This is a genomic window from Fructobacillus sp. EFB-N1 (assembly GCF_001038455.1).
GTDB lineage: Bacteria > Bacillota > Bacilli > Lactobacillales > Lactobacillaceae > Fructobacillus > Fructobacillus cardui.
In genome coordinates this window covers 45,711-65,023 of the sequence record NZ_LDUY01000003.1, presented here as the reverse complement: position 1 = coordinate 65,023, position 19,313 = coordinate 45,711, and the positions used below count along the sequence as shown (strand labels likewise).

Here is a 19,313-nt window from a genome sequence, read left to right as displayed (position 1 = left end):
TCACAACCATTATAGCAAAAACCAGATGCTCACTTAAATCTTTTTAAAAATAAGTCCTTAACCCACGTCCTGTTCTGATTTAAATTGAAAGCCCCTCTCTTTTTTTGTATAATAATAGAGTTCGCGCTTATAGTTTAACGGGATAAAACGGGGACCTCCTAAGTCTTTGCTCCCAGTTCGAGTCTGGGTAGGCGCATTCATTCAAAAACCAAACAAAAGAACTTAACCCTCCTTTGGATTAAGTTCTTTTTTGCTTAGTAACAGTCATTGGTGCATTAAAAAAGCAGCCATATAAATGGCTGCACAAAAATCAGAATTATTCGGGGCGCAAGTTTGGCAACTTAGCCAAAAGAACTCGACCAATCAAGAGTACTAACAGGCCGTTTGCAATCATTTCAAAACCGGCATTAAAACCAAGAATACCCACTAACCAGGTAAACAGATGGGCATGTGGAATCCCCATTCCACTAACCGGGAAGAGTTTAAAGGCCGCTGTTGTACTCAAAATGACTAAAGCGGTATTCAATAAAGCACCGAAAGCGCCAAGGAGGAAGAATCCCCACCAAGGCAACCGCGTCTTTTTCAGCACTAGGCCAGCTAAGTATCCGGCCAAAAGCCCAACCATTAGTCGTGGCACCAAAGCCGTCACTGGGTTCGAAAAAATCAGTGAACCAATGGTTCCAGGGTGCATCAAATTTCGAACCCAAGAAGTCAGCCCCCAAAAGAGGCCGACCACTAACCCTGAGCGCGGGCCAAGTAAAATTCCCGCCAAAACGGCGGTCATCGGTACAATCGTTACTGAGGCACCAATAATGAATGCTCCTAGTGGTAAGGATCCTAAGAATGGCACGAAACTTTGTAATAGTACGATGGCAACAAAGACTGTTGTCGCCACAAAACGCTTCGTTTTCATTGTTGACATAGCTGATTTTCTCCTCGCTTTGGACGTCCAAGAAATTATACAGACTGCCTGAAAAGATGTCAACAAATTGGTCTAGTCATGATGTGCAACTTAGAAACTGATCAATAAGCGATTTAATCGTGGTGCATAGATGTCACCAAAGCGAACAAAGTGAAGCAAAACATAATAAAACTCGTACCACTTGAACCGGTCCTCATAGCCATCCTCTAGCGGATAAGCAGCTTCATAAGAGCTATAAAAGTCCTCATTGAAACCGGGAAAGACTTTCGACACGGCTAAATCATATTCACGGTCACCGTAGAAAGAATTTGGATCGATGAATACTGGTTGGTCATTAGTATCAAACATAAAGTTCCCGGCCCACAAGTCACCATGTAACAGCGATGGTTCTACCTGGCGCACATGGTCATCTGCCAAAATCGTTTTCTTGAGATTTTCAAAGTGATCACCACGCTGATTTAACCATAAAGCTTTCTTCTTCGCTAAGGCCATCAAAGGTTCTAAGCGTTGATGGACAAAGAACTCTCCCCATGAGCTTGACCAGGTGTTATTTTTTGGGAAATAATCATTATCCGCATTGACCTCAAAACCAAAGGCTTTTCCTTTCGCGTAGTGAAGTTTAGCCAACGCTTCTCCCAAAGCCGATTGATTGTTCGAACCGGTTTCAATCCAATTCATTAACAGATAAGCGCTTCCTTGATTTTCGCCTTGCTTGACAACCCTAGGAACCTTAACCCATTCACTCAAAGCCTTCAAAGAAGCCACTTCGTGGTCAAAATAATGACGGTCTTGATTAGGTTGAACCTTCAAAAAGTACCGTTTTTCACCCGAATAAAGTGAGTAGGTTGCGTTTATATCCCCACCATTAACGGGCTTCACGTCATGGGGATTTTGCAAATTTAATCGGGTGATGAAATCCATGCTGATTTTACTAACTGCTGCTGCCATCGTATCCTCCTAAATCAAATAAAAAAACAGTTTTCCATTAAAGGAAAACTGTTTTTTGAGAAAAAAGGGGCCTGTAAAGTCTGATAAGTAACTGGTAAAAATGTCTGCCACACAACTTCGACCATCAGGTTCCTCCTTTGTTGTTCGTGACTTAACTGTACCACATTTATTACAGTAGCAACAATTAATTTCACAAATTTGGCCTCAATGGTCTGGTTGGAAATCAACCAAATTTATAGTAAATCGGCACCAGCAGCACGATCAACAATCGTTTGACCATCCTCAATTGTTAATTGGCCATCCTCATAAACCGTTTTCAACAAATCCTCTCCTGGTTCATCGACACTAACCGTGTGAATTCGACCTTTTTCATCAGCCACCACCTTTTGCAAACCAGCCTTCGAGGCCTTTGATGGATCCGTTTTTGGCTGCTTTTGAATAACCAAATTCTGGCCATCGGTGGTATGAGCATAGGCCGCCTTGATAGCAAAGCGTTCAGTATCACGAGTAAAGCCTTCTTGGAGCAAGCCACCACCAGAACCAACTACCAAGTTGTCGGTTGACCAACCATGCTTAATCAAAGCCTCGTATAGTGCAATAATCGTTTCGGCCTTCATGCCATCGCCCTGAATCAGACCAACATTGTGCTTCAGGACCTTATAACCCTTATCGTTGGCTTCTGTGCCAAAGATTTCGGCCAAAAGGTCCAAAACGGCCAAGTCGATTGTTTCGGGGTCACCCGAATCGGGACGCAGAACCACCCGACCAGCTCGGTTCTTAATCCGCTCCACCATTTGTTCAGAGCCAATGACGTTTCGAACAAAATTAAAGGTATCGTAGGAATCAATCACAATGGAAACCAATGCGTCATCCGGAGTTCGATCCAATTGGGCATTGACGTAATTCAGCTCCCCTTCGCCAGGACCGTACGCAGTTGCCACCGAGTGCTCCGTTGCCCAAATTGATAAAGCCCGACCAGTTACACCGTACACGTGTTCAAAATAGTTTGAAGCCAAGAGGTTATCTGAACCACGGAAGTGCAGTAAATGAGCGGCACCACCTTGAGCACCGGCCTCTACGCCCGTTGCACCGCGGAAACCAAAGTCATTGACCATCAAAGGCAATGAACTCGTTGTTCCCGTTTTTTCAACCAGCGGTAACAAACGCTTTTTGATATACATCGAATTGGTCGCAATCGTCGTTGGATACCAAACATGCATCAATAGTGATTCCAAAGCATTTAGCGAAGTGGCAAACCAATCACGAGTTGACTCCAATGTGAACAAGGCATTGCCCGCGGGAACCTCCATTCCTTCTGGCAGGGCCTTAATTTTAACCGGAAAATAGCCCAAATCGCGGACCTTTTCCCAAACTTCACGGTTAAAGTATTCCTTAGTCCCAAAAGTTTCTTCTGAAACCCGCTCCGCTTCGTCAATCATTTCATCTGTCACTGGCGTTTGAAAATAGTCATGAAGAATCATCGAGAGCCCAAACCAGGATACAGTTGGGTACTTGCCACCAATCCGAGCTTCCCCATAGGAATACAACTTATCGATGTTTTGTGGATACTGCAAATGGTGAGTCAGCTTGTAGGCGTCAGTTGCTAAAATCAAATTAGTGGTCATGCTTCAATCTCCTTTAATGGCGTGTTGGCGAGTTGATTCGTAATATCTTGAAAATTAGCCTGCGACCGATATCGTAAAATCCGCCAATCATAATGAACATTGTCATGGATTTCATCAATATAGGGGGTAAATTCACCCTCAAGGGCCAAAATGAGGTAACCGGCAAAGGCCTTGGTAAAATCAGCTGAATTTTCAACGACTTTAACCAGGGTCTGGTCTGCCGTGAAGAAGCCCACAGCTAGCTTTTCACCAGCCCAATTGCCCTCCAAGGCCCATTGCAGTGAAATCCAGTCTGAAAGGCTAATGCCCAGATTTAACAGGTAATCCGTTGTCAGCCGAATATGAATCGGATGTTTTGACAGATTGGCCTGATTGGATCTACCCAATTGATCCAAGCAATGTGAAAAGTAAAGGCAGAGCCGTTCCAAATCAGCTATCGCTAACTCCTTTTGCCCATCAGCAAAGGCCTGTAAATCACTGATTTGCAGCCCAGTCGCTGCTCCAACTTGCTCGATGCTTTGTTGACTTAGTTGTTGTAAAATTCGAAAATTATTCATGTTCTTATTATAGCAAGTTTTGACCAAAGAAAAAGCAGGTCGACGAGTGTCGCACCTGCTTGAGAACTAATTTTTTTACTGTTGCTGTTGCTTTTTCATTAATGACCGAGCTACGCCGATAACTGAAGGTAACAACGTAACCAAAACAATCCCCATAATAATCAATGAGAAGTGTTCGCGCACAAATGGAATATTTCCAAACAAAGCGCCGGCACCGGTGGCAATGAAGGTCCATGAAAGTGCAGCAATCATGGTATATTCAAGGAACTTACGGAAACCGTACTTTGATAAACCGGCCACAGAAGGGACGAACGTTCGCACAATTGGAATATAGCGGCCTAAGATAATGGCCATTGCGCCACGCTTGGCAAAGAACTGTTCTGCCTCTTCAATGTACTTGGGCTTAATCATAATTGAAAACGGCCGATGATTTAACAACTCGCGCCCGCCAGTCCGAAGAATCCAATAGTTCATGGAATCCCCAACAACGGAGGCAATAAAGAAGACAACCATAAAGACCCAATGATTCAAACCGGCTTCTTGGCCGGCTGGTGTCATCGAAATGGCACCAGCAGCAAATAGCAATGAATCACCTGGTAGAAACGGCAAAACCACTGCCCCAGTTTCAATCAAAACAATCACAAATAAAATCAAATAGGTCCAGATACCAAAGTGGGAAACCAAGTTTGCCAAATGGGCATCAATGTGCAAGGTAAAATCAATTATGCTACTCATTCTTTTCTCCGTTTTGTAAGGCCCAGCATCACGCTGTACTAGCCAGTGACATTCAACAAGCATAAGCCTGTTGGGTGGTGGTTGTTGACAGGTTCTACTTTCTTACTAGGATACGCTTTTAATCTAATCACGATACCAATCAAATCTAAGTTGCTTCTGATTTATTTTCAGAATTCAAAGGTAAAATTAGTCTCGTTTCGAATCAAAAAGCGTTAGGCCTTTTTAAAGGCCTGGACAGTCGTAAAGACAATTAACCAAATGGTAGCACCGATAGCGGGTACCATTGCGCTTTGATTAAAGAACAACGTCAGGTAAATCAAGACAAAGCCGATAATGGCGATTGGCACAAAGAACTTTGGCGCAATCATCAAAAAACCGTCCTTCAAGTAGTCGTTTGACTTACGATACTGCCAGTATGTTACCAGCGTCAACACATAAATCATGATAAACAAATCGGTTGAGGCGGAAGTAACGAAAGTAAAGGCATCCGAAATTTGTGGCAAAACGGCAATGATGGCTGAACAAGCCACCAAAGCTGCGGTAATCAAAACAGCGTTAGCAGGCAACTTGTGCTTTGACATCTTGGTAAAGGGCTTCAAGACCTTGCTCTTTGATTCCACAGCCAATGAATAGAAGTTTCGTGAGGCTGAGAAAATGACAGAGTTCAAAGCAGAAGCAGCAGAGGTCAAAACAACGAAGTTAACCAGGGCTGCGGCCCAGTTAACACCAGCTAACTTAAAGACTGCCACAAAGGGACTTTGGTTAGCAGGAATCTGTTGCCATGGGTAGATGACCATGATGGTTGCCAGGGCACCCAAGTAGAAGAACAAAATTCGGAAAGGAATTTGGTTAATTGCCTTCGGCAAAACCTTGCGAGCATCCTTTGTTTCGGCTGCTGTCATTCCGATAAATTCCATTCCAACGAAGGCAAACATGACCATCTGGAAACTATTAATAAAGTTACCGACACCATTTGGCATCAGTGAGAAGTGACTAACCAAGTTGTTAACCGAAACCGTTCCTTGGCTTGTCTTAAAGCCGGTTAACAGCATGATAATTCCGGTAGCAATCAGTGACAAAATCGCCACAATTTTAATCATCGCAAACCAGAATTCAGCTTCACCATACAATGATACCGCAATCAAATTAACTGAAGTTAAAATCACGAGGATCACAATTTGAATTAGCCAGGCTGGCCATGATGGAAACCAGAACTGAACATACTTTCCGATCGCTGTTAATTCGGCCATTCCCATGAAGGCAACAGTCAACCAATAAGACCAGGAAGCAAAAGTTCCGGTTTTCTTGCCCAAGTACTTTGACATGAAGGCAATAAACGTGTGCTGCGTTGGGTCAGCATAAAGCATTTCGCCAATCGCACGCATCACAACAAACATTAATAAGCCAATAACGGCATACGTCAGCAAAATTGCTGGTCCAGCAAAGTGAATTGAATCCCCGGCACCCATGAAAAGTCCGGTTCCAATCGTTCCACCAATAGCAATCAGCTGAACGTGACGGTTACTGAGCCCCTTATCTCCCTCAAGAGCTCCGTTATTTTCTGAAGACATGATTTATCTCTTTTAATCCTTTAATTTCGCGTTCAAAAACGTTCTTACAAACAACAAATCGATTCACCAAGAAGTGGACCGATTGTTGGTTACTACATTATTCTGCTACTCGAGAGTAATTGGCAACATCTTTTAAGACTAAGTCTTTAAAGGCATCAGCCGACATCTTCTCGGTTTCTTGTTGGCCATAGCGGCGAACCGTAACCGTTTGGTTATCCTGCTCATCATCACCCAAGACCAACGTATATGGTACCTTCTTGGTTTGTGCTTCACGAATCAAGTAGCCCATCTTGGCTTCCTTGGTTTCGACGTTAGCACGCAAGCCGGCTTCCTGCAATTTTTGCTTAATCTTGTTAGCATAGGCACCGTGAGCACCGTTGTTAACAGGAATAATTTGAACTTGCAAAGGTGCCAACCATGTTGGGAAAGCGCCCTTATACATTTCGATCAAGTAGGCCGTAAAACGTTCCATCGTCCCAACAATACCACGGTGAAGCATCACTGGGCGGTGATTATCTTGACCATCTTCACCAACATAAGTCAAATCAAAGCGTTCTGGCAACAAGAAATCCAATTGGATGGTCGACAATGTTTCTTCACCACCCAAGGCCGTCTTTGTTTGAATGTCCAACTTAGGACCATAGAAGGCCGCTTCACCAGGTGCTTCGAAGTAATCCAAGCCCATGTCGTCCATAGCCCGCTTCAACTGTGCCTGTGACTTTTCCCACATTTCATCGTCGTCAAAGTACTTAGCAGTGTTTTCAGGGTCACGGTATGACAAACGGAAACGGTAATCCGTGATGTTAAAGTCTTCGTAGACAGCCATCGTCATCTTCAAGATTGACTTGAATTCTTCTTCCAACTGGTCTGGTGCTACGAAAGTGTGCCCATCGTTCAAAGTCATTTCACGGACGCGTGACAAACCAGTCAAGGCCCCTGACTTTTCATAACGGTGCATCATGCCCAATTCTGCAATCCGCAATGGCAAGTCACGGTATGAGCGTGGCTTGTGTTGGTAAACTGAAATGTGTGAAGGACAGTTCATTGGACGCAATTCCAAGAATTCGCCATCCCCCATGTCCATTGGTGGGAACATGTCTTCACGGTAGTGATCCCAATGACCTGAAGTCTTATACAAGTTCAAGTTTGACAAAACTGGTGTGTAAACATGCAAGTAATCGTTGGCCAATTCCTTATCAACGATGTAACGTTCTACCTGGCGACGGATCGTTGCCCCATTTGGCAACCAAACTGGCAAGCCTGAACCAACCTTTTGGCTCGTGAAGAACAAGTCTAAGTCACGACCGATGTTACGGTGGTCACGTTCCTTGGCTTCGGCCCGACGTTGCAAATCAGCTTCCAAGTCTTCGGCATTCCAGAAGGCCGTTCCATAAACACGTTGCAAAACGGCGTTGTCTGATTGACCACGCCAGTATGAACCGGCAACAGAAACCAACTTAAAGTGCTTAATCCAACCAGTTGATGGTACCAAACCACCACGGTCTAATTCAATGTGTTCACCTTGAACGGCCACTGAAATTGGCTCGTCTTCAGGCAAATCATTAATCAATTCCACCTTGTATGGGTCGTCCTTGAAAGTTTCCAAGGCTTCCGCACGACTGATTTCGTGTGACAAGATTGGCAAGTCTTCCTTAACAATCTTCTTCATCATCGCTTCGATTTCTGGGAAATCTTCCACAGAAACTTGGTTCCCGGCACCGTTATCAGTGTCATAATAGAAGCCGTTTTCAATAAATGGACCAACTCCGAAGTGTGCATGAGCAAACTTTGGCAAGCGACGCATTGCTTGGGCAAGCAAGTGCGAGGTCGAGTGACGCAGGATATCCAATGATTCCTCGTCCGCAGTGGTGATTAATTGAAAATCGCCACCCTCGGTCAATGGATCATTCATCCCAACATAGTGTCCATTCAGCTTTGCTGAAACAGACTTTTTTGCCAATGACTTTGCAATTGAACTTGCAACTTCAATGGGCTTGATGCCAGCCTCGTAAGACTTCTGAGCGCCATCAGGGAAATTTAATGTAATTTCTGCCATTATGATTGCCTTCTTTCTTTTTTCAATTGCTGATTTGGAAAATTAGGGACAAAAAAAGTCCCTTTGTGCGTTTGCACAAAGGGACGTGTCACCGTGGTACCACCCAATTTCCAGATAAAATCAATACCTGGGTCTTTGAGACAGCTAACGGTGTCACCCGGGCTAACTTTCAATTCCTACTCGTTAGCCATTCAGAGGTAGTCAAAAAATTAGGGCCCTGCTTACTTCCACCAACCGTAAGCTCTCTATCAGGACTTGCTAACCCAAGTTATCCTCATCAGCAATTTCTATGATTAAATATAACACGACCAAAAAAAAATATCAATTATTTCGCGTCAGCCAAAACCTGGGCCAGTGCTTGGCGAGCTTTGTCATCGTGGTCTAAAATGCCGTTATCATAAACGTTTTGCAAGGCTGCAACTTGGTCTTTATTCAATGCCATATCAAACGTCCTCCTCATATTTGTGACTATTATAAGACAAGGATTTTAAAATTACCAGTCTTTTAAATCAGCTTTGTTATTCTTTTGTTCAAACAGAGCCCCAGTAAATTTTGTATAATGATACTAAATCTCATACCCAAAGGAGGCAGACAATGCCTGCAGCAAATCTCACAGCCCAAGTCGTTTTTGCCACAATCACCGGTAACAACGAAGCCGTTGCCGATATTTTAGTTGAAGAATTAGAGAACCAGGGGGTTTCCGTTAAGAAAAGCGAAATCTCCCAAACTGAGCCAGAAGAATTACAAGACTTTGATCTTGGTTTTGTTGTCCCCTACACTTACGATGAGGGTTCACTCCCCGATGAAGGTCTCGACTATTTTGACGACCTCGCTGACGTGGCCTTACCTGATTTCACCTATGCTTTAGCCGGCTCTGGTGACACTTTCTACGGTGACCTTTATTGCTTAGCGCTTGACTCCTTTGACGAACAATTTCAAAAGACCGGTGCCAAGCGTGCCGGTGAACTCACCCGAATTAACCTCTATCCTGGTGACCAGGATCGCGAGAAATTAGCGGCCCTAGTTCAGACCGCATTAGCCCAGGTGCAAAAATAAGTAATGACCAGCGCTCAAAGAGTTAGCAACGATTTAAAATTAACGAACACTACACTACTCTACTATTAAGTCAAGAAAAAAGACAAGCCTTAGCTGGCTTGCCTTTTTAATTGGCTTTGAAAGTCAAATTAGTCTTCAGCAGTTGTATAAACAGCCAAAACGTCTTCGTTTTCTTCCAATTCGTCGACCAAACTATCCAACTTTTCGCGATCTTCATCAGAAATCGCCATTGGGTTTTGAGCAATCATTGAAACTTCAGCATCAGCGAATTCGTAACCAGCTTCTGTCAAAGCAGCTTCAACAGCCTGGAAATCGCTTGGTTCTGTGTAAATTTCAAATGCTTCATCAGAAGTCTGCACATCTTCAGCGCCTGCTTCCAATGCTGCTTCCAAAATCGTGTCTTCATCCAAATCAGGGTTTTCTGACCGGTCAATGGCCAAGTAACCCTTGCGGTCGAATTGGAAAGCAACTGAACCAGAAGTTCCCAATGAGCCACCGAAGTGCTTGAATGAGTTACGAACAGAAGAAACCGTACGGTTAATGTTATCAGTTGAAGCTTCAACCAAAACGGCCACTCCAGCTGTTCCATAACCTTCGTAAGTTACTTCTTCGAACTTGGCGCCACCGGCACCTGAGGCCTTGTCCAAAGCTCGTTGGATGTTATCCTTGGGCATGTTAGCTGCCTTGGCCTTGTCAACAACCAAACGCAATGAAGCGTTCATTTCTGGATCAGCACCGCCAGCCTTTGCTGCAACATATAAGTCGTGCGCAAGCTTTTGGAAAATTTTTCCACGCTTAGCATCTTGGGCGTTTTTACGACCTTGAATGTTATGCCATTTACTATGTCCTGACATTGTGTCTTCTCCTTAAAAAATTAAAATACAATTTATTGTAACAAAAATTGCATTAATTAACCAGGGAAAATTCGATTAGTAGTCGTTTCCGCCAAGGACTTCTAGGTAAGTCATCGCAGCAGATGAAATCAGGGCCGCCAAGATATCGTCCAAATAAACGTTAACAGTGTCGGTGCGATCATTGATTTCACCAATCAAACCAGGCTTTTCATCATCCAAACGTCCATAATGAACCGTTGCCGCAGCTGAGCATTGTTGGGTAATCCCAATTGCTAAAATTTCATCCACATTGTGGCCATTGGCATCGCGCTTCAACCGAGCCTTCAATGGCTCTGAGTCGGGCATCAAAACAGCTTGTTCATCCAAGAAGATGGCCGTCAAAATGATGTCGGCGACTTCATCCTTGTGCAACACGCGGTTAATCGCCTTGTCGAGGGCTTCCCCATCGACTTCATCATGAAACTTTTCAATCAAAAAGGCTTCTGTTCCTTCAAAGACGTCCTGCAGCGTCACGCCACGGGCAATCAATTTATCGATGGCTGCTTGTTGGAGTGCTTCTGTCATTTTTTAATTCTCCCCTTCAATCCTGGTTCTGATACAATTCAACGTTCAAAACGTTTTCAATGGCTGCTAGGTTATCGACAATATTGTCCTCTTGTCCTAATGGTAACTGATTTAGCGCCAAAAGGGTATAAGCATAGTCGCCAACTGCTCGGTTTGATAATTCTTCAATGTTTAAGTCCAGTTCCCCAACGACCTTCGTAATTTGTCCAATCATATTTGGCACGTTATTGTGCAACACGCCCAACCGGTACTTGGTCGTAAATGGTTCGTTGATATCTGGGGAATTGACGGAATTCACGATATTTCCACTGGTCAAATAGTCGTCTAATTGCTTGGCCGCCATCAAAGCAGAAGTATCCTCCGCTTCAACCGTTGATCCACCAATGTGTGGCGTGATGATCACCTTGTCGTTATCAAACAAAACTTCACTACTAAAATCAGTAATAAACATCCGCAGCTTATCGGCATTCAATGCCTTCACTGCGGCTTCATCATCGACAATGCCACCACGGGAGAAATTAATCAAAGCCACATTTGGTTTCATTTCTGCCAGCTTGTCGGCATCGATAAAGTGGTGGTTTTCTTTCGTATAAGGAATGTGGACCGTGACAAAATCAGACTGTTGCAAGACTTCATCGACACTTTTGGCATGCGTAATGTGCCGGTCAACACGCCAGGCAGTATTAGCATTCAGACCTGGATCGTAACCAATCACCTTCATGCCAAAAGCCAAGGCGATGTTAGCAACCTTAGAACCAACGTTTCCAAGGCCAATTACACCAAGCGTCTTTTCATACAACTCCGTACCACGGTAGCCACCCTTATTTGCCTCCGTGCGCAGCGAAACATCGCCACCGCGAACTTGGTTAGAAAAGTTAATCGCACCCACGATTGGTCGGGCCGCCATAATCAATGCGGCCACCGTCAATTCCTTAACCGCATTGGCGTTACCACCGGGGGTATTAAAGACCGGAATTCCCCGCTTGGACAAATCGGCCACCGGAATATTATTAAAGCCGGCCCCGGCACGAACAACGGCTTTCACTGACTTAGGAATTGGCTCCTTGTGTAAATCTTGTGAGCGCAACAAAATACCATCGGGGTCCTGATCACCGTTAATCTCGTAACCACGGTCCTTCAAATAGTCCAAACCGGTGTGACTAATCGCGTTATACGTTTTAATGTTCATGATTTGTGTTCCTTCTCCGCCTTCTCCAAAAATGTAATCAACGCCTCGACTGCAGCTATTGGCTGTGCATTATAAAGGGATGCCCGGAAGCCACCGACCGAACGGTGACCTGCCAGGTTGTGCAGCCCTTCTTGATCAGCCTGCAAACTGATTTTCTTGTCCAAGTCGCTGTCTCCAGTCGTGAAGACCACATTCGTTAACGACGGTCCTTCACCGGAAACAGGCACTTGGTAAAAATCAGACTGATCTAAATAATCATAAAGGCGCTTGGCCTTCTTTTGGTTATTTAGGTAAAGTTGCTTGACACCACCCTGTTCGAAAACCCAATCCAGAACAAGACTGAGGGCATAAATACTGAAGACAGGTGGCGTATTGTACATCGAATCCTTGTCGATGTATGACTGGTAACGCATCATCGGGCCAACGCCTTCAATTTTTTGCTCGGCGAGCCAATCCTTTTTCACGATGGCTAGCGTGACGCCGGCAGGTCCCAGGTTCTTTTGGGCCCCAGCAAAGATGGCTGAAAAATCAGACACATTATAGGGTTCGGCTAAGATATTGGAAGACATATCCGCCACCAAGTGTCCCGTTGTCTTGGGCAAATTATCCTGGTGGTAGGTGCTGCCTTCAATCGTATTGTTAGTGGTAATGTGGAGGTAGTCATAATCTACTGCATCAAAATCAGCTGGTAACTCTGGCAAATAGCGGTAACGGTCTTGCTTTGAACTCGCAACAATGGTTGCCTCTTTGCCGACTGCCTGAGCCGCTTTGGCTGCCTTATTGGCAAAGTTACCGGAATCTAAGACCGCAATCTTATTCTTCTGATTTGCCAAGTTAAGGGGCAACATCTCAAATTGCAAGGATCCCCCACCTTGAATAAAGAGAACAGCGTAATCATCTGGAATGTCCATCAACTGACGCAGACGGTCTTCTGCATGGTGAATAATTTCATCAAACTTGGCACTACGATGAGAAATCTCTAAGATACTGTAGTGTGAATTTTCTTCCTTTTCCAAGTCCTCTCGAATCTGCTTAATCACCGGGCTCGGCAGGACCCCAGGCCCAGCCGAAAAATTATAGCTACTCAACGTTTTTTCCTCCTTCTTCACCAACAAAAAAAGCACAAGGTGCCCTCTAGCGCCCCGTGCCCAATACGGTCAAAATAAAAAAACTGAAAGACACACAGTAAACTTAAAAGTTCAGACGCCAGCGGCTGATTGTAGTCCATCAATCGTTGGTAAGTCCCAATACCTGCGGGCCTACTTCTACTCGATTAGTATCCATTTTAAGAAAATTTTAATTAAAGTCAAGACTTGTAATTAGGGCTTATCCAAGGTATAATTTTACTTGTTTGTTGCCGATGTGGCGGAACTGGCAGACGCGTACCGTTCAGGTCGGTATGGTGATTTCACCGTGCAGGTTCGATTCCTGTCATCGGCATTCTAAGCATAATTTAACAAACGTATAAAAAGTCCGATATCATCGTTTAAATGCGATCTATCGGGCTTTTTCGTTGCGCTTAAAACTAATTTTTTCAGACGTGTTTTTGACGTTTTTATCAATACTTTGGTCATTTTGTGACACTTTTGCGGCAATCGAGTTCGTGTGGCAGTTTTGCGTCAGATTGGTATAGTTATTTGACTTCAAAATAGTATGCCACCTAAATAAAAAATTTCTTAATTAAAACTCCGACTGACATTTCTATTTTGAAATTCTGAAAGATTTTTGCAAATAGCAACATCAATACCTACTTCTATCATTAAATATTGGCTTTTTTAAATAGGCAATCACCGACTAACTACTATTTTAAATTTTGCCCTCATTTCCCCTTATCTTCTCCTTATCCACTGAAACCCAACCGACAAACAAGGACGAAAAAATCACAAAACCGTGATTTCTATTTAAAAAAAAAAAAACACTTTGCCGCCAGAATTGCTTTTCTGTCGGGAAACTTCTATACTCATAACTGTTATTCTTGTTAGTTTTTCTAACATTTTTCCACCTAATTATTAATTTTGTTATTTTACAAAAAAATAAAAATATTTCAAAGGAGTTCTTCTTTTTTATGATAACAGATCATTATTTACAAGCCTTCCTTTTCCTTCTCCCGATGGGAATCTTAGCTGGAATCGTCAGTACCACTGCCGGGCTGGCATCCCTTGTTTCTTATCCCGCACTCTTAGCAGTCGGTATTCCACCAGTTTTCGCTGATGTCACGAACACCGCTGCCCTCGTGATGACTGGTTTCGGTTCGATGTTTTCTTCCAAAAAGGAATTAACCAGCCATAAAAAAGAATTGATTAAAATTTTTCCATTAACAATTCTTGGATCGATTGTCGGTGCCTGGTTGCTTTTATCACAACCAGCTTCCTATTTTTCTAAGATTGTTCCCTTCTTTGTCTTGCTTGCTGGCTTACTCCTTTTCTCACAAATCAATAAGTCAAAGTCAAACCCACTCAATCTGACTCGCGATGAATCAATGGAAAACGATGCCCATTCACCAGTCTATAAGACGGTGATTTCCATCGCCATCTTGTTGGTTGGAATGTACTGTGGTTACTTCGGTGCAGCCGGTGGTGTGATGCTTTTGGCCATCCTTTCCGCCACAACCACGATGAACTTCTCCTCCTACAATGCGGTCAAGAACGTTTCTCTTGGTGCATCAAACTTGATTGCCACCCTGATTTACGCCTTTTCTTCTCACATTTACTGGGAAATGGCCATTCCAATGGGAATCGGCCTCTTCATCGGTGGCTATATTGGTCCAAAAATCGTCCGCATTATCCCAGATAAGACATTAAAAATCATTGTCAGTATTTTAGCAGTTTTGTTGGCCGTCGACCTCTTCGTGAAGGCTTACTTCTAAAAATTAAATCAACAGCCTCCAAAAGAGCTAACCAACTATTGGTCAGCTCTTTTTTCTGTCATCAAAATCCACCAGCTCCATTGGTGAAATCAGCTATTAGACCTATAATGAATTTAGGTTGTATGATATAATAACAGTGTTGTATCTTTTAAAAATACAATTAGGATAATCAATCACTCAGGTCAAAATGACCAACAAACGTTCAGCATCGGAAGGAGTTTTCATGAAAGTATTAATTATTGGCGCAACAGGGATGGCGGGTTCAGCAACCGTTAAGGCAGCATTGGCTGCTGGCGATGAGGTTACTGCCAACGGTCGGTCAACCGAAAAGCTTGCTGATTTGAAAAAGGAGTTTCCAGCCATTAGCACATTGCAAAAAGACGCCTTTGACTTAACAAAGGACGACCTTGCAGCATTTGACGTTGTTGTCGATTCTTTCTCGGCTCCAACCAAGGCTTTCTTGCAGATTGATTTGGCTGCCCACCTTGTTCACCTCGTCCGTGAACAAGAAAAGCCACGCCTGGCCTTTATTCTGGGCGCCGCTTCACTTCATACCGGAGCTGACCGCCACCTCTTGCTTGACGATTTAAAGAAAATTCCAGGATCAGAGGCATGGGTCAGCGGTCCAGCCAACCAGGTTCTTGAACTCGACTTTTTGAAAAATGTTGATAATGTTTCTTGGTTTGGTATTTCACCATCCATGGAGTTCATTGCTGGCCCTGCCGATCCAGAGCCATTAATCGGGCAAGATGATCTTTTGACCAACAATGAAGGAAAATCAGTCGTGACAAGTGATACACTTGCCAACGTCTTAGTGGCCGAATACCACGAACCAAAGCACCCTAACCAACGCTTTACCGTTGCGAACCACTAATCAATAATTTACTAACAAAAAGGCCCCGAAATTTTAAAATTTCGGGGCCTTTTCAGCCTACAAAACATGTTAGTGGCTATCGTATCGATTAAGTTCGATTTCTAGTGAAAAACCCTAAAAGCTGTTTTTGACGTTTGGCTTCAGACTTTGCAATTCGTTGTTCTCGTGTTTCCTCTACTTTTCTCGTTACAGAATCTGTTTCATTTTCTGCTACCTGACTTGATTCAGCTGCTAATTGCTCTTCTTGCGGTATTTCCTCGGCATCTAAAGCACTCTTTTGTTCATGACTCATCTCATCATGTTCTAACCTTAATCGCTCTTCTGCATCCGTTTCTGACTCCAAAGACTCTCCTTCATCAGGTTGATCTGCCTTCACTGACTCTTTTACATCCTTTGGTTCTGACCCCACAGGCTCTTTTGAATCATTTTGTTCTGCTTGCTCAGCTTCACCTTGATCCTCCTGGACCGTTTTTTCCTGAGTCGAATCGATTAATGGCAAACCATCTGGTGACTCTGATGGCTGGTCAACTACCTGGCTTTGATTCACCGAAATTCCTAACTGGGATAATGCAGATTCTTGACTACCTTCTGTCAATGGCGCTAAATCTCTAGGCACCAAAACCGGCCCTAATGGTGGCAAAGGTTGGTCAGGCGCAACCCCTTGATTGGTACCAGTTGCTAACAGACTCTTTTCAGCAGCGATGCTCTCTTCATTTTGCTGAATATCTGAATCACTATCTTGCTTCTCGTTAATTAACGAATCACTATTGACCTTACTACTCTGAATTTGACTTTTTTGATTCTGCCCGTCTTTTTTAAGCTGCTTTTCAGCCTCACGCTCTGCTCGAATCCGTTCAAGCTTTTCCTGCCGACTTTCTGGCCATTCAGGATAAGATAATTGTTGCAGCAGTTCTATCCGAGGGCGGATAACCTGAATGGGACTAGCATTGTCCGCCAAAGAGTAATGAACCAATAAGCTATCATCGGCACTCATTAATCCCTCAATTTTTTCTGGTAAAGAAGACAAAAAAGCAGCTAAATCAGTTGAATAACGGTCGATTCCTGATGGCAAAATAAGCTGGTCAGGATTGGCAACAATTGCCTTCGCCCCCTTCACGGCCTGGCGGTATTGCAATGCCACCATGGAAGAAACCAAACCATAACCAACAAATTCAACGTCCTTAGCACGGACTTCTTTTTTGGCTTGTCTGATTACTTTCAAGACTTCTTCATCATAAAAATTTTGGCAATGAAGCAAATCCGTGGCAAGGTATAAGACCGCCTGTGGTGATTGTTTCACTGCTTGAATTGGATAACTTGTTTGGTGAAATTCCGGTTCCGCCAAGATTACTCGAAGGGTTTTACTAGCCAGCTGATTTGGCATATCCAAATACGCCCCGAGGTATTCGGTTATCTGTTGGTCCTGGTCCATGAGCCAGCCATCAACTTTTTCAGCCATCGTGACCTCATAGAAAGTAAAGTCACCCGTTCCAGCTGACATCAAATCTAACCGATAATGGTCATAAACTCTTGGCACCTTTAAATCCAAAAAATTACTGTTTTGATACTGACTGCTAATAATTTGATCTTTTTCATCAAAAAATGTCCAACTCAAATATGCGTGCATTCGCTTGGAATTTTGGACTCGACGAGTTGTCCGATAAGTACTACCTGGCTTCAATCGGGGTAAATCAGAAACAGACTTATCTCGATAGTAATTTGCTGCATCCGTCCATGAAGCAATAACCTGACCAGAAGGTAAAAAATGATTCGTATAATGAACCTCATTTTCCTTAATGAAGTCAACAATTGCACCCTGTAACTCATGGAGGACTGTCTGTGGTTGCCAATAGATTTGATATTGCATTAACGCCAGCCCTCCTGTTTAATTGCTTTGGCCTGTCGGCTAATTTCTTTTTTCAAAAATTCGACCATGGCATCTACCTGGTCCTCATGATGGCCAGGCATTTGCTGGCGATTAACAGTGACATTGTTATGGCGGAAGTAATCCAATAACTTTGGTAATGATTCACCATCATATTCGTCTTGAGTCATCGTAAAGAGTGAAACCTCGCCATTGCGCCAAGTCAATTGATTCAACGAATGCCACAATTTTTGATCTAAACGTTTGGTATCAGATTGATCAAGCCGGCCGGTTAACAAATAGCGAACATCTAAAATCCAATCATGGTTAACGCCACTATGAGCAAAGTCCCCCCGGGCGGTGAAGGTCCCCAAATTGATAATTGGCTTAGCCAACACTAGGTGGTCAGCAGCAACCTTACCAGCATAATACATCGCAGCGTAAGAACCCATTGAGTATCCGGTCAAAATCAGTTCATCGGCCGTTACTCGGGCCGTTTCTTGAGCACTCCTGATTTTTTCCGTAACTAAATCCTCGTATTCTTCATTACCGACCATAAAGGCTCCGCCTTGTGTTCTGGAATCCGTAAAGAGCAAGTATGGGTAGCCTAAATCAGACAAAGGTCCCATCATCTCAAATCCCTCAACATACAGACGAGTGCCGACAAAGAGAACAACAAGGGGACCCTTTTTAGTACCTGGGTTAAAGTAAGAAAGGACTTCTTGCCCATCCTCCGTCATATCACGCCTTCCACCTGGTAAAAAATATCCTAGCCCGTGGCGAGACCGCCGTTGGTGCACATTATGCAGGTCCAAGGACCCTTTACCCTTCGCAAGCACAAGAATTTGATAGTCCTGATACGAGGCCGGCGCTTTAATCGCCGTCAACCGCTGCATTGCAGGCCCTTGAATCATCTGTAATTGCTGTAAATTACCATTGTGATAAAAAACAAAGCACAACGCTAATTCAGCATCCCCAGTTTGTTCATAATCACAGTAAACAAGATTCTCTTGCCCTGGCTGATAGTCACCCGGAAAAGTTTTAAGCGTTCCAATTTGCTGGTAATCATCGCCAAAATCGCCGCTAATCGCGGTTGAAAATCGGCCCGACCGTTTAAGCTGCCAGCAATAATTTTTGACCGGCAAAAATTGCGTTTCAGAGAAACGAGTTGGAAAACCTGCTTGTCCCAAATACAAATCGCGAAAAATTCGATTAGCCACCTCTTCTGGCTTTTTTTCATGAAAGTAAAAAGCACCACGATCATCTAAAGCCTGCTTCAACTCCCAATTGAAACCAACGGCATTTCCCAAATAAATAACTCGATAAGCTGGCCACTCCCTGATTTGACGTGCCAAAACAGTCGAATCAATCACGGAATCGGTCAACAAAACATATGTATAAGCTAAAAAACTGGGATCTTGTTGCCGAGCCAACAAGAAAGGCAAGTCCCAGCTAGCAGTATAATGCCAGTCCAAATTTTCGTTTTGAACCTGTTCAGTCCAATCTATTTCTCCAATTTGTAAAATTGACATCTGGGCCATCGCGATCCTCCTTCAAAAGTTATTCAATACTTAGTTGACCTTCATCGATTCAACCAAGCTAGTCCCGTTCAACTCAATTACCTTCTGACAG

The 19,313-nt window shown here is 43.7% G+C and carries 16 protein-coding genes and 2 tRNA genes; 5 read left to right on the top strand and 13 right to left on the bottom strand.

Features of this window, described 5'->3' with window-relative positions; all coding sequences use genetic code 11:
• Window positions 1-123 precede the first annotated feature (123 nt).
• A tRNA-Arg gene (locus FEFB_RS00960) sits at window positions 124-196 on the top strand.
• Window positions 197-316: 120 nt separating this feature from the next.
• On the opposite strand, the gene FEFB_RS00955 is transcribed toward FEFB_RS00960, so the two are convergent.
• The 7 genes from FEFB_RS00955 to thrS form a co-directional block, all read right to left on the bottom strand.
• The gene (locus FEFB_RS00955) at window positions 317-922 is read right to left on the bottom strand and encodes an ECF transporter S component (RefSeq protein WP_047974383.1); all 606 of its coding nucleotides are present in this window, start codon (window positions 920-922) and stop codon (window positions 317-319) included.
• A gap of 90 nt (window positions 923-1,012) precedes the next feature.
• Complete coding sequence (locus FEFB_RS00950) at window positions 1,013-1,870, bottom strand: fructosamine kinase family protein (RefSeq protein WP_200898272.1); 858 nt, start codon at window positions 1,868-1,870, stop codon at window positions 1,013-1,015.
• Window positions 1,871-2,103: 233 nt separating this feature from the next.
• Window positions 2,104-3,495, bottom strand: a complete 1,392-nt coding sequence (locus tag FEFB_RS00945; protein ID WP_047974382.1) for a nicotinate phosphoribosyltransferase — start codon at window positions 3,493-3,495, stop codon at window positions 2,104-2,106.
• The gene (locus FEFB_RS00940; RefSeq protein ID WP_047974381.1) at window positions 3,492-4,052 is read right to left on the bottom strand and encodes a hypothetical protein; all 561 of its coding nucleotides are present in this window, start codon (window positions 4,050-4,052) and stop codon (window positions 3,492-3,494) included. Before FEFB_RS00940 ends, FEFB_RS00945 begins: the two co-directional genes overlap by 4 nt.
• A 75-nt stretch (window positions 4,053-4,127) precedes the next feature.
• A complete protein-coding gene (locus FEFB_RS00935; RefSeq protein WP_047974380.1) occupies window positions 4,128-4,787 on the bottom strand; it encodes a VTT domain-containing protein in 660 nt (219 codons plus the stop codon).
• 212 nt (window positions 4,788-4,999) lie between these two features.
• Complete coding sequence (locus FEFB_RS00930; protein ID WP_047974379.1) at window positions 5,000-6,358, bottom strand: amino acid permease; 1,359 nt, start codon at window positions 6,356-6,358, stop codon at window positions 5,000-5,002.
• A 97-nt stretch (window positions 6,359-6,455) separates the two neighbouring features.
• Complete coding sequence (gene thrS, locus FEFB_RS00925; RefSeq protein WP_047974378.1) at window positions 6,456-8,414, bottom strand: threonine--tRNA ligase; 1,959 nt, start codon at window positions 8,412-8,414, stop codon at window positions 6,456-6,458.
• 594 nt (window positions 8,415-9,008) lie between these two features.
• On the opposite strand from thrS, the gene FEFB_RS00920 reads away from it, so the two are divergent.
• Window positions 9,009-9,470, top strand: a complete 462-nt coding sequence (locus FEFB_RS00920) for a flavodoxin domain-containing protein (RefSeq protein WP_047974377.1) — start codon at window positions 9,009-9,011, stop codon at window positions 9,468-9,470.
• 128 nt (window positions 9,471-9,598) lie between these two features.
• On the opposite strand, the gene FEFB_RS00915 is transcribed toward FEFB_RS00920, so the two are convergent.
• From FEFB_RS00915 to serC, 4 genes are all read right to left on the bottom strand, one after another.
• Complete coding sequence (locus tag FEFB_RS00915; protein WP_047974376.1) at window positions 9,599-10,324, bottom strand: YebC/PmpR family DNA-binding transcriptional regulator; 726 nt, start codon at window positions 10,322-10,324, stop codon at window positions 9,599-9,601.
• A 75-nt stretch (window positions 10,325-10,399) separates the two neighbouring features.
• Window positions 10,400-10,888: a phosphatidylglycerophosphatase A gene (locus FEFB_RS00910; protein WP_047974375.1), complete on the bottom strand. Its 489-nt coding sequence runs from the start codon at window positions 10,886-10,888 to the stop codon at window positions 10,400-10,402.
• Between the two features lie 16 nt (window positions 10,889-10,904).
• The gene (locus tag FEFB_RS00905; protein WP_047974374.1) at window positions 10,905-12,080 is read right to left on the bottom strand and encodes a 3-phosphoglycerate dehydrogenase family protein; all 1,176 of its coding nucleotides are present in this window, start codon (window positions 12,078-12,080) and stop codon (window positions 10,905-10,907) included.
• Complete coding sequence (gene serC / locus FEFB_RS00900; RefSeq protein ID WP_047974399.1) at window positions 12,074-13,165, bottom strand: 3-phosphoserine/phosphohydroxythreonine transaminase; 1,092 nt, start codon at window positions 13,163-13,165, stop codon at window positions 12,074-12,076. Before serC ends, FEFB_RS00905 begins: the two co-directional genes overlap by 7 nt.
• A 268-nt stretch (window positions 13,166-13,433) precedes the next feature.
• Here serC and FEFB_RS00895 point away from each other — a divergent pair.
• The 3 genes from FEFB_RS00895 (at window position 13,434) to FEFB_RS00885 (ending at window position 15,817) form a co-directional block, all read left to right on the top strand.
• Window positions 13,434-13,517, top strand: a tRNA-Leu gene (locus tag FEFB_RS00895).
• 625 nt (window positions 13,518-14,142) lie between these two features.
• Entirely contained in the window at window positions 14,143-14,943 is an 801-nt protein-coding gene (locus FEFB_RS00890) for a sulfite exporter TauE/SafE family protein (protein ID WP_047974373.1), read from the top strand.
• 223 nt (window positions 14,944-15,166) lie between these two features.
• A complete protein-coding gene (locus tag FEFB_RS00885; protein WP_047974372.1) occupies window positions 15,167-15,817 on the top strand; it encodes an NAD(P)-dependent oxidoreductase in 651 nt (216 codons plus the stop codon).
• Between the two features lie 88 nt (window positions 15,818-15,905).
• Here FEFB_RS00885 and asp3 read toward each other — a convergent pair whose 3' ends face one another.
• Window positions 15,906-17,684, bottom strand: a complete 1,779-nt coding sequence (gene asp3 / locus FEFB_RS08175; protein ID WP_053068897.1) for an accessory Sec system protein Asp3 — start codon at window positions 17,682-17,684, stop codon at window positions 15,906-15,908.
• On the bottom strand, window positions 17,684-19,222 hold the full coding sequence (gene asp2 / locus FEFB_RS00875; protein WP_047974371.1) for an accessory Sec system protein Asp2: 1,539 nt from the start codon (window positions 19,220-19,222) through the stop codon (window positions 17,684-17,686). Before asp2 ends, asp3 begins: the two co-directional genes overlap by 1 nt.
• Window positions 19,223-19,313: the final 91 nt, after the last annotated feature.

What these genes read in the sequence shown, in the direction of transcription:
- FEFB_RS00955 (WP_047974383.1), bottom strand. Translation starts at nt 922, where the DNA reads ATGTCAACAATGAAAACGAAGCGTTTTGTGGCGACAACAGTCTTTGTT.
- FEFB_RS00950 (WP_200898272.1), bottom strand. Translation starts at nt 1,870, where the DNA reads ATGGCAGCAGCAGTTAGTAAAATCAGCATGGATTTCATCACCCGATTA.
- FEFB_RS00945 (WP_047974382.1), bottom strand. Translation starts at nt 3,495, where the DNA reads ATGACCACTAATTTGATTTTAGCAACTGACGCCTACAAGCTGACTCAC.
- FEFB_RS00940 (WP_047974381.1), bottom strand. Translation starts at nt 4,052, where the DNA reads ATGAATAATTTTCGAATTTTACAACAACTAAGTCAACAAAGCATCGAG.
- FEFB_RS00935 (WP_047974380.1), bottom strand. Translation starts at nt 4,787, where the DNA reads ATGAGTAGCATAATTGATTTTACCTTGCACATTGATGCCCATTTGGCA.
- FEFB_RS00930 (WP_047974379.1), bottom strand. Translation starts at nt 6,358, where the DNA reads ATGTCTTCAGAAAATAACGGAGCTCTTGAGGGAGATAAGGGGCTCAGT.
- thrS (WP_047974378.1), bottom strand. Translation starts at nt 8,414, where the DNA reads ATGGCAGAAATTACATTAAATTTCCCTGATGGCGCTCAGAAGTCTTAC.
- FEFB_RS00920 (WP_047974377.1), top strand. Translation starts at nt 9,009, where the DNA reads ATGCCTGCAGCAAATCTCACAGCCCAAGTCGTTTTTGCCACAATCACC.
- FEFB_RS00915 (WP_047974376.1), bottom strand. Translation starts at nt 10,324, where the DNA reads ATGTCAGGACATAGTAAATGGCATAACATTCAAGGTCGTAAAAACGCC.
- FEFB_RS00910 (WP_047974375.1), bottom strand. Translation starts at nt 10,888, where the DNA reads ATGACAGAAGCACTCCAACAAGCAGCCATCGATAAATTGATTGCCCGT.
- FEFB_RS00890 (WP_047974373.1), top strand. Translation starts at nt 14,143, where the DNA reads ATGATAACAGATCATTATTTACAAGCCTTCCTTTTCCTTCTCCCGATG.
- FEFB_RS00885 (WP_047974372.1), top strand. Translation starts at nt 15,167, where the DNA reads ATGAAAGTATTAATTATTGGCGCAACAGGGATGGCGGGTTCAGCAACC.
- asp3 (WP_053068897.1), bottom strand. Translation starts at nt 17,684, where the DNA reads ATGCAATATCAAATCTATTGGCAACCACAGACAGTCCTCCATGAGTTA.
- asp2 (WP_047974371.1), bottom strand. Translation starts at nt 19,222, where the DNA reads ATGGCCCAGATGTCAATTTTACAAATTGGAGAAATAGATTGGACTGAA.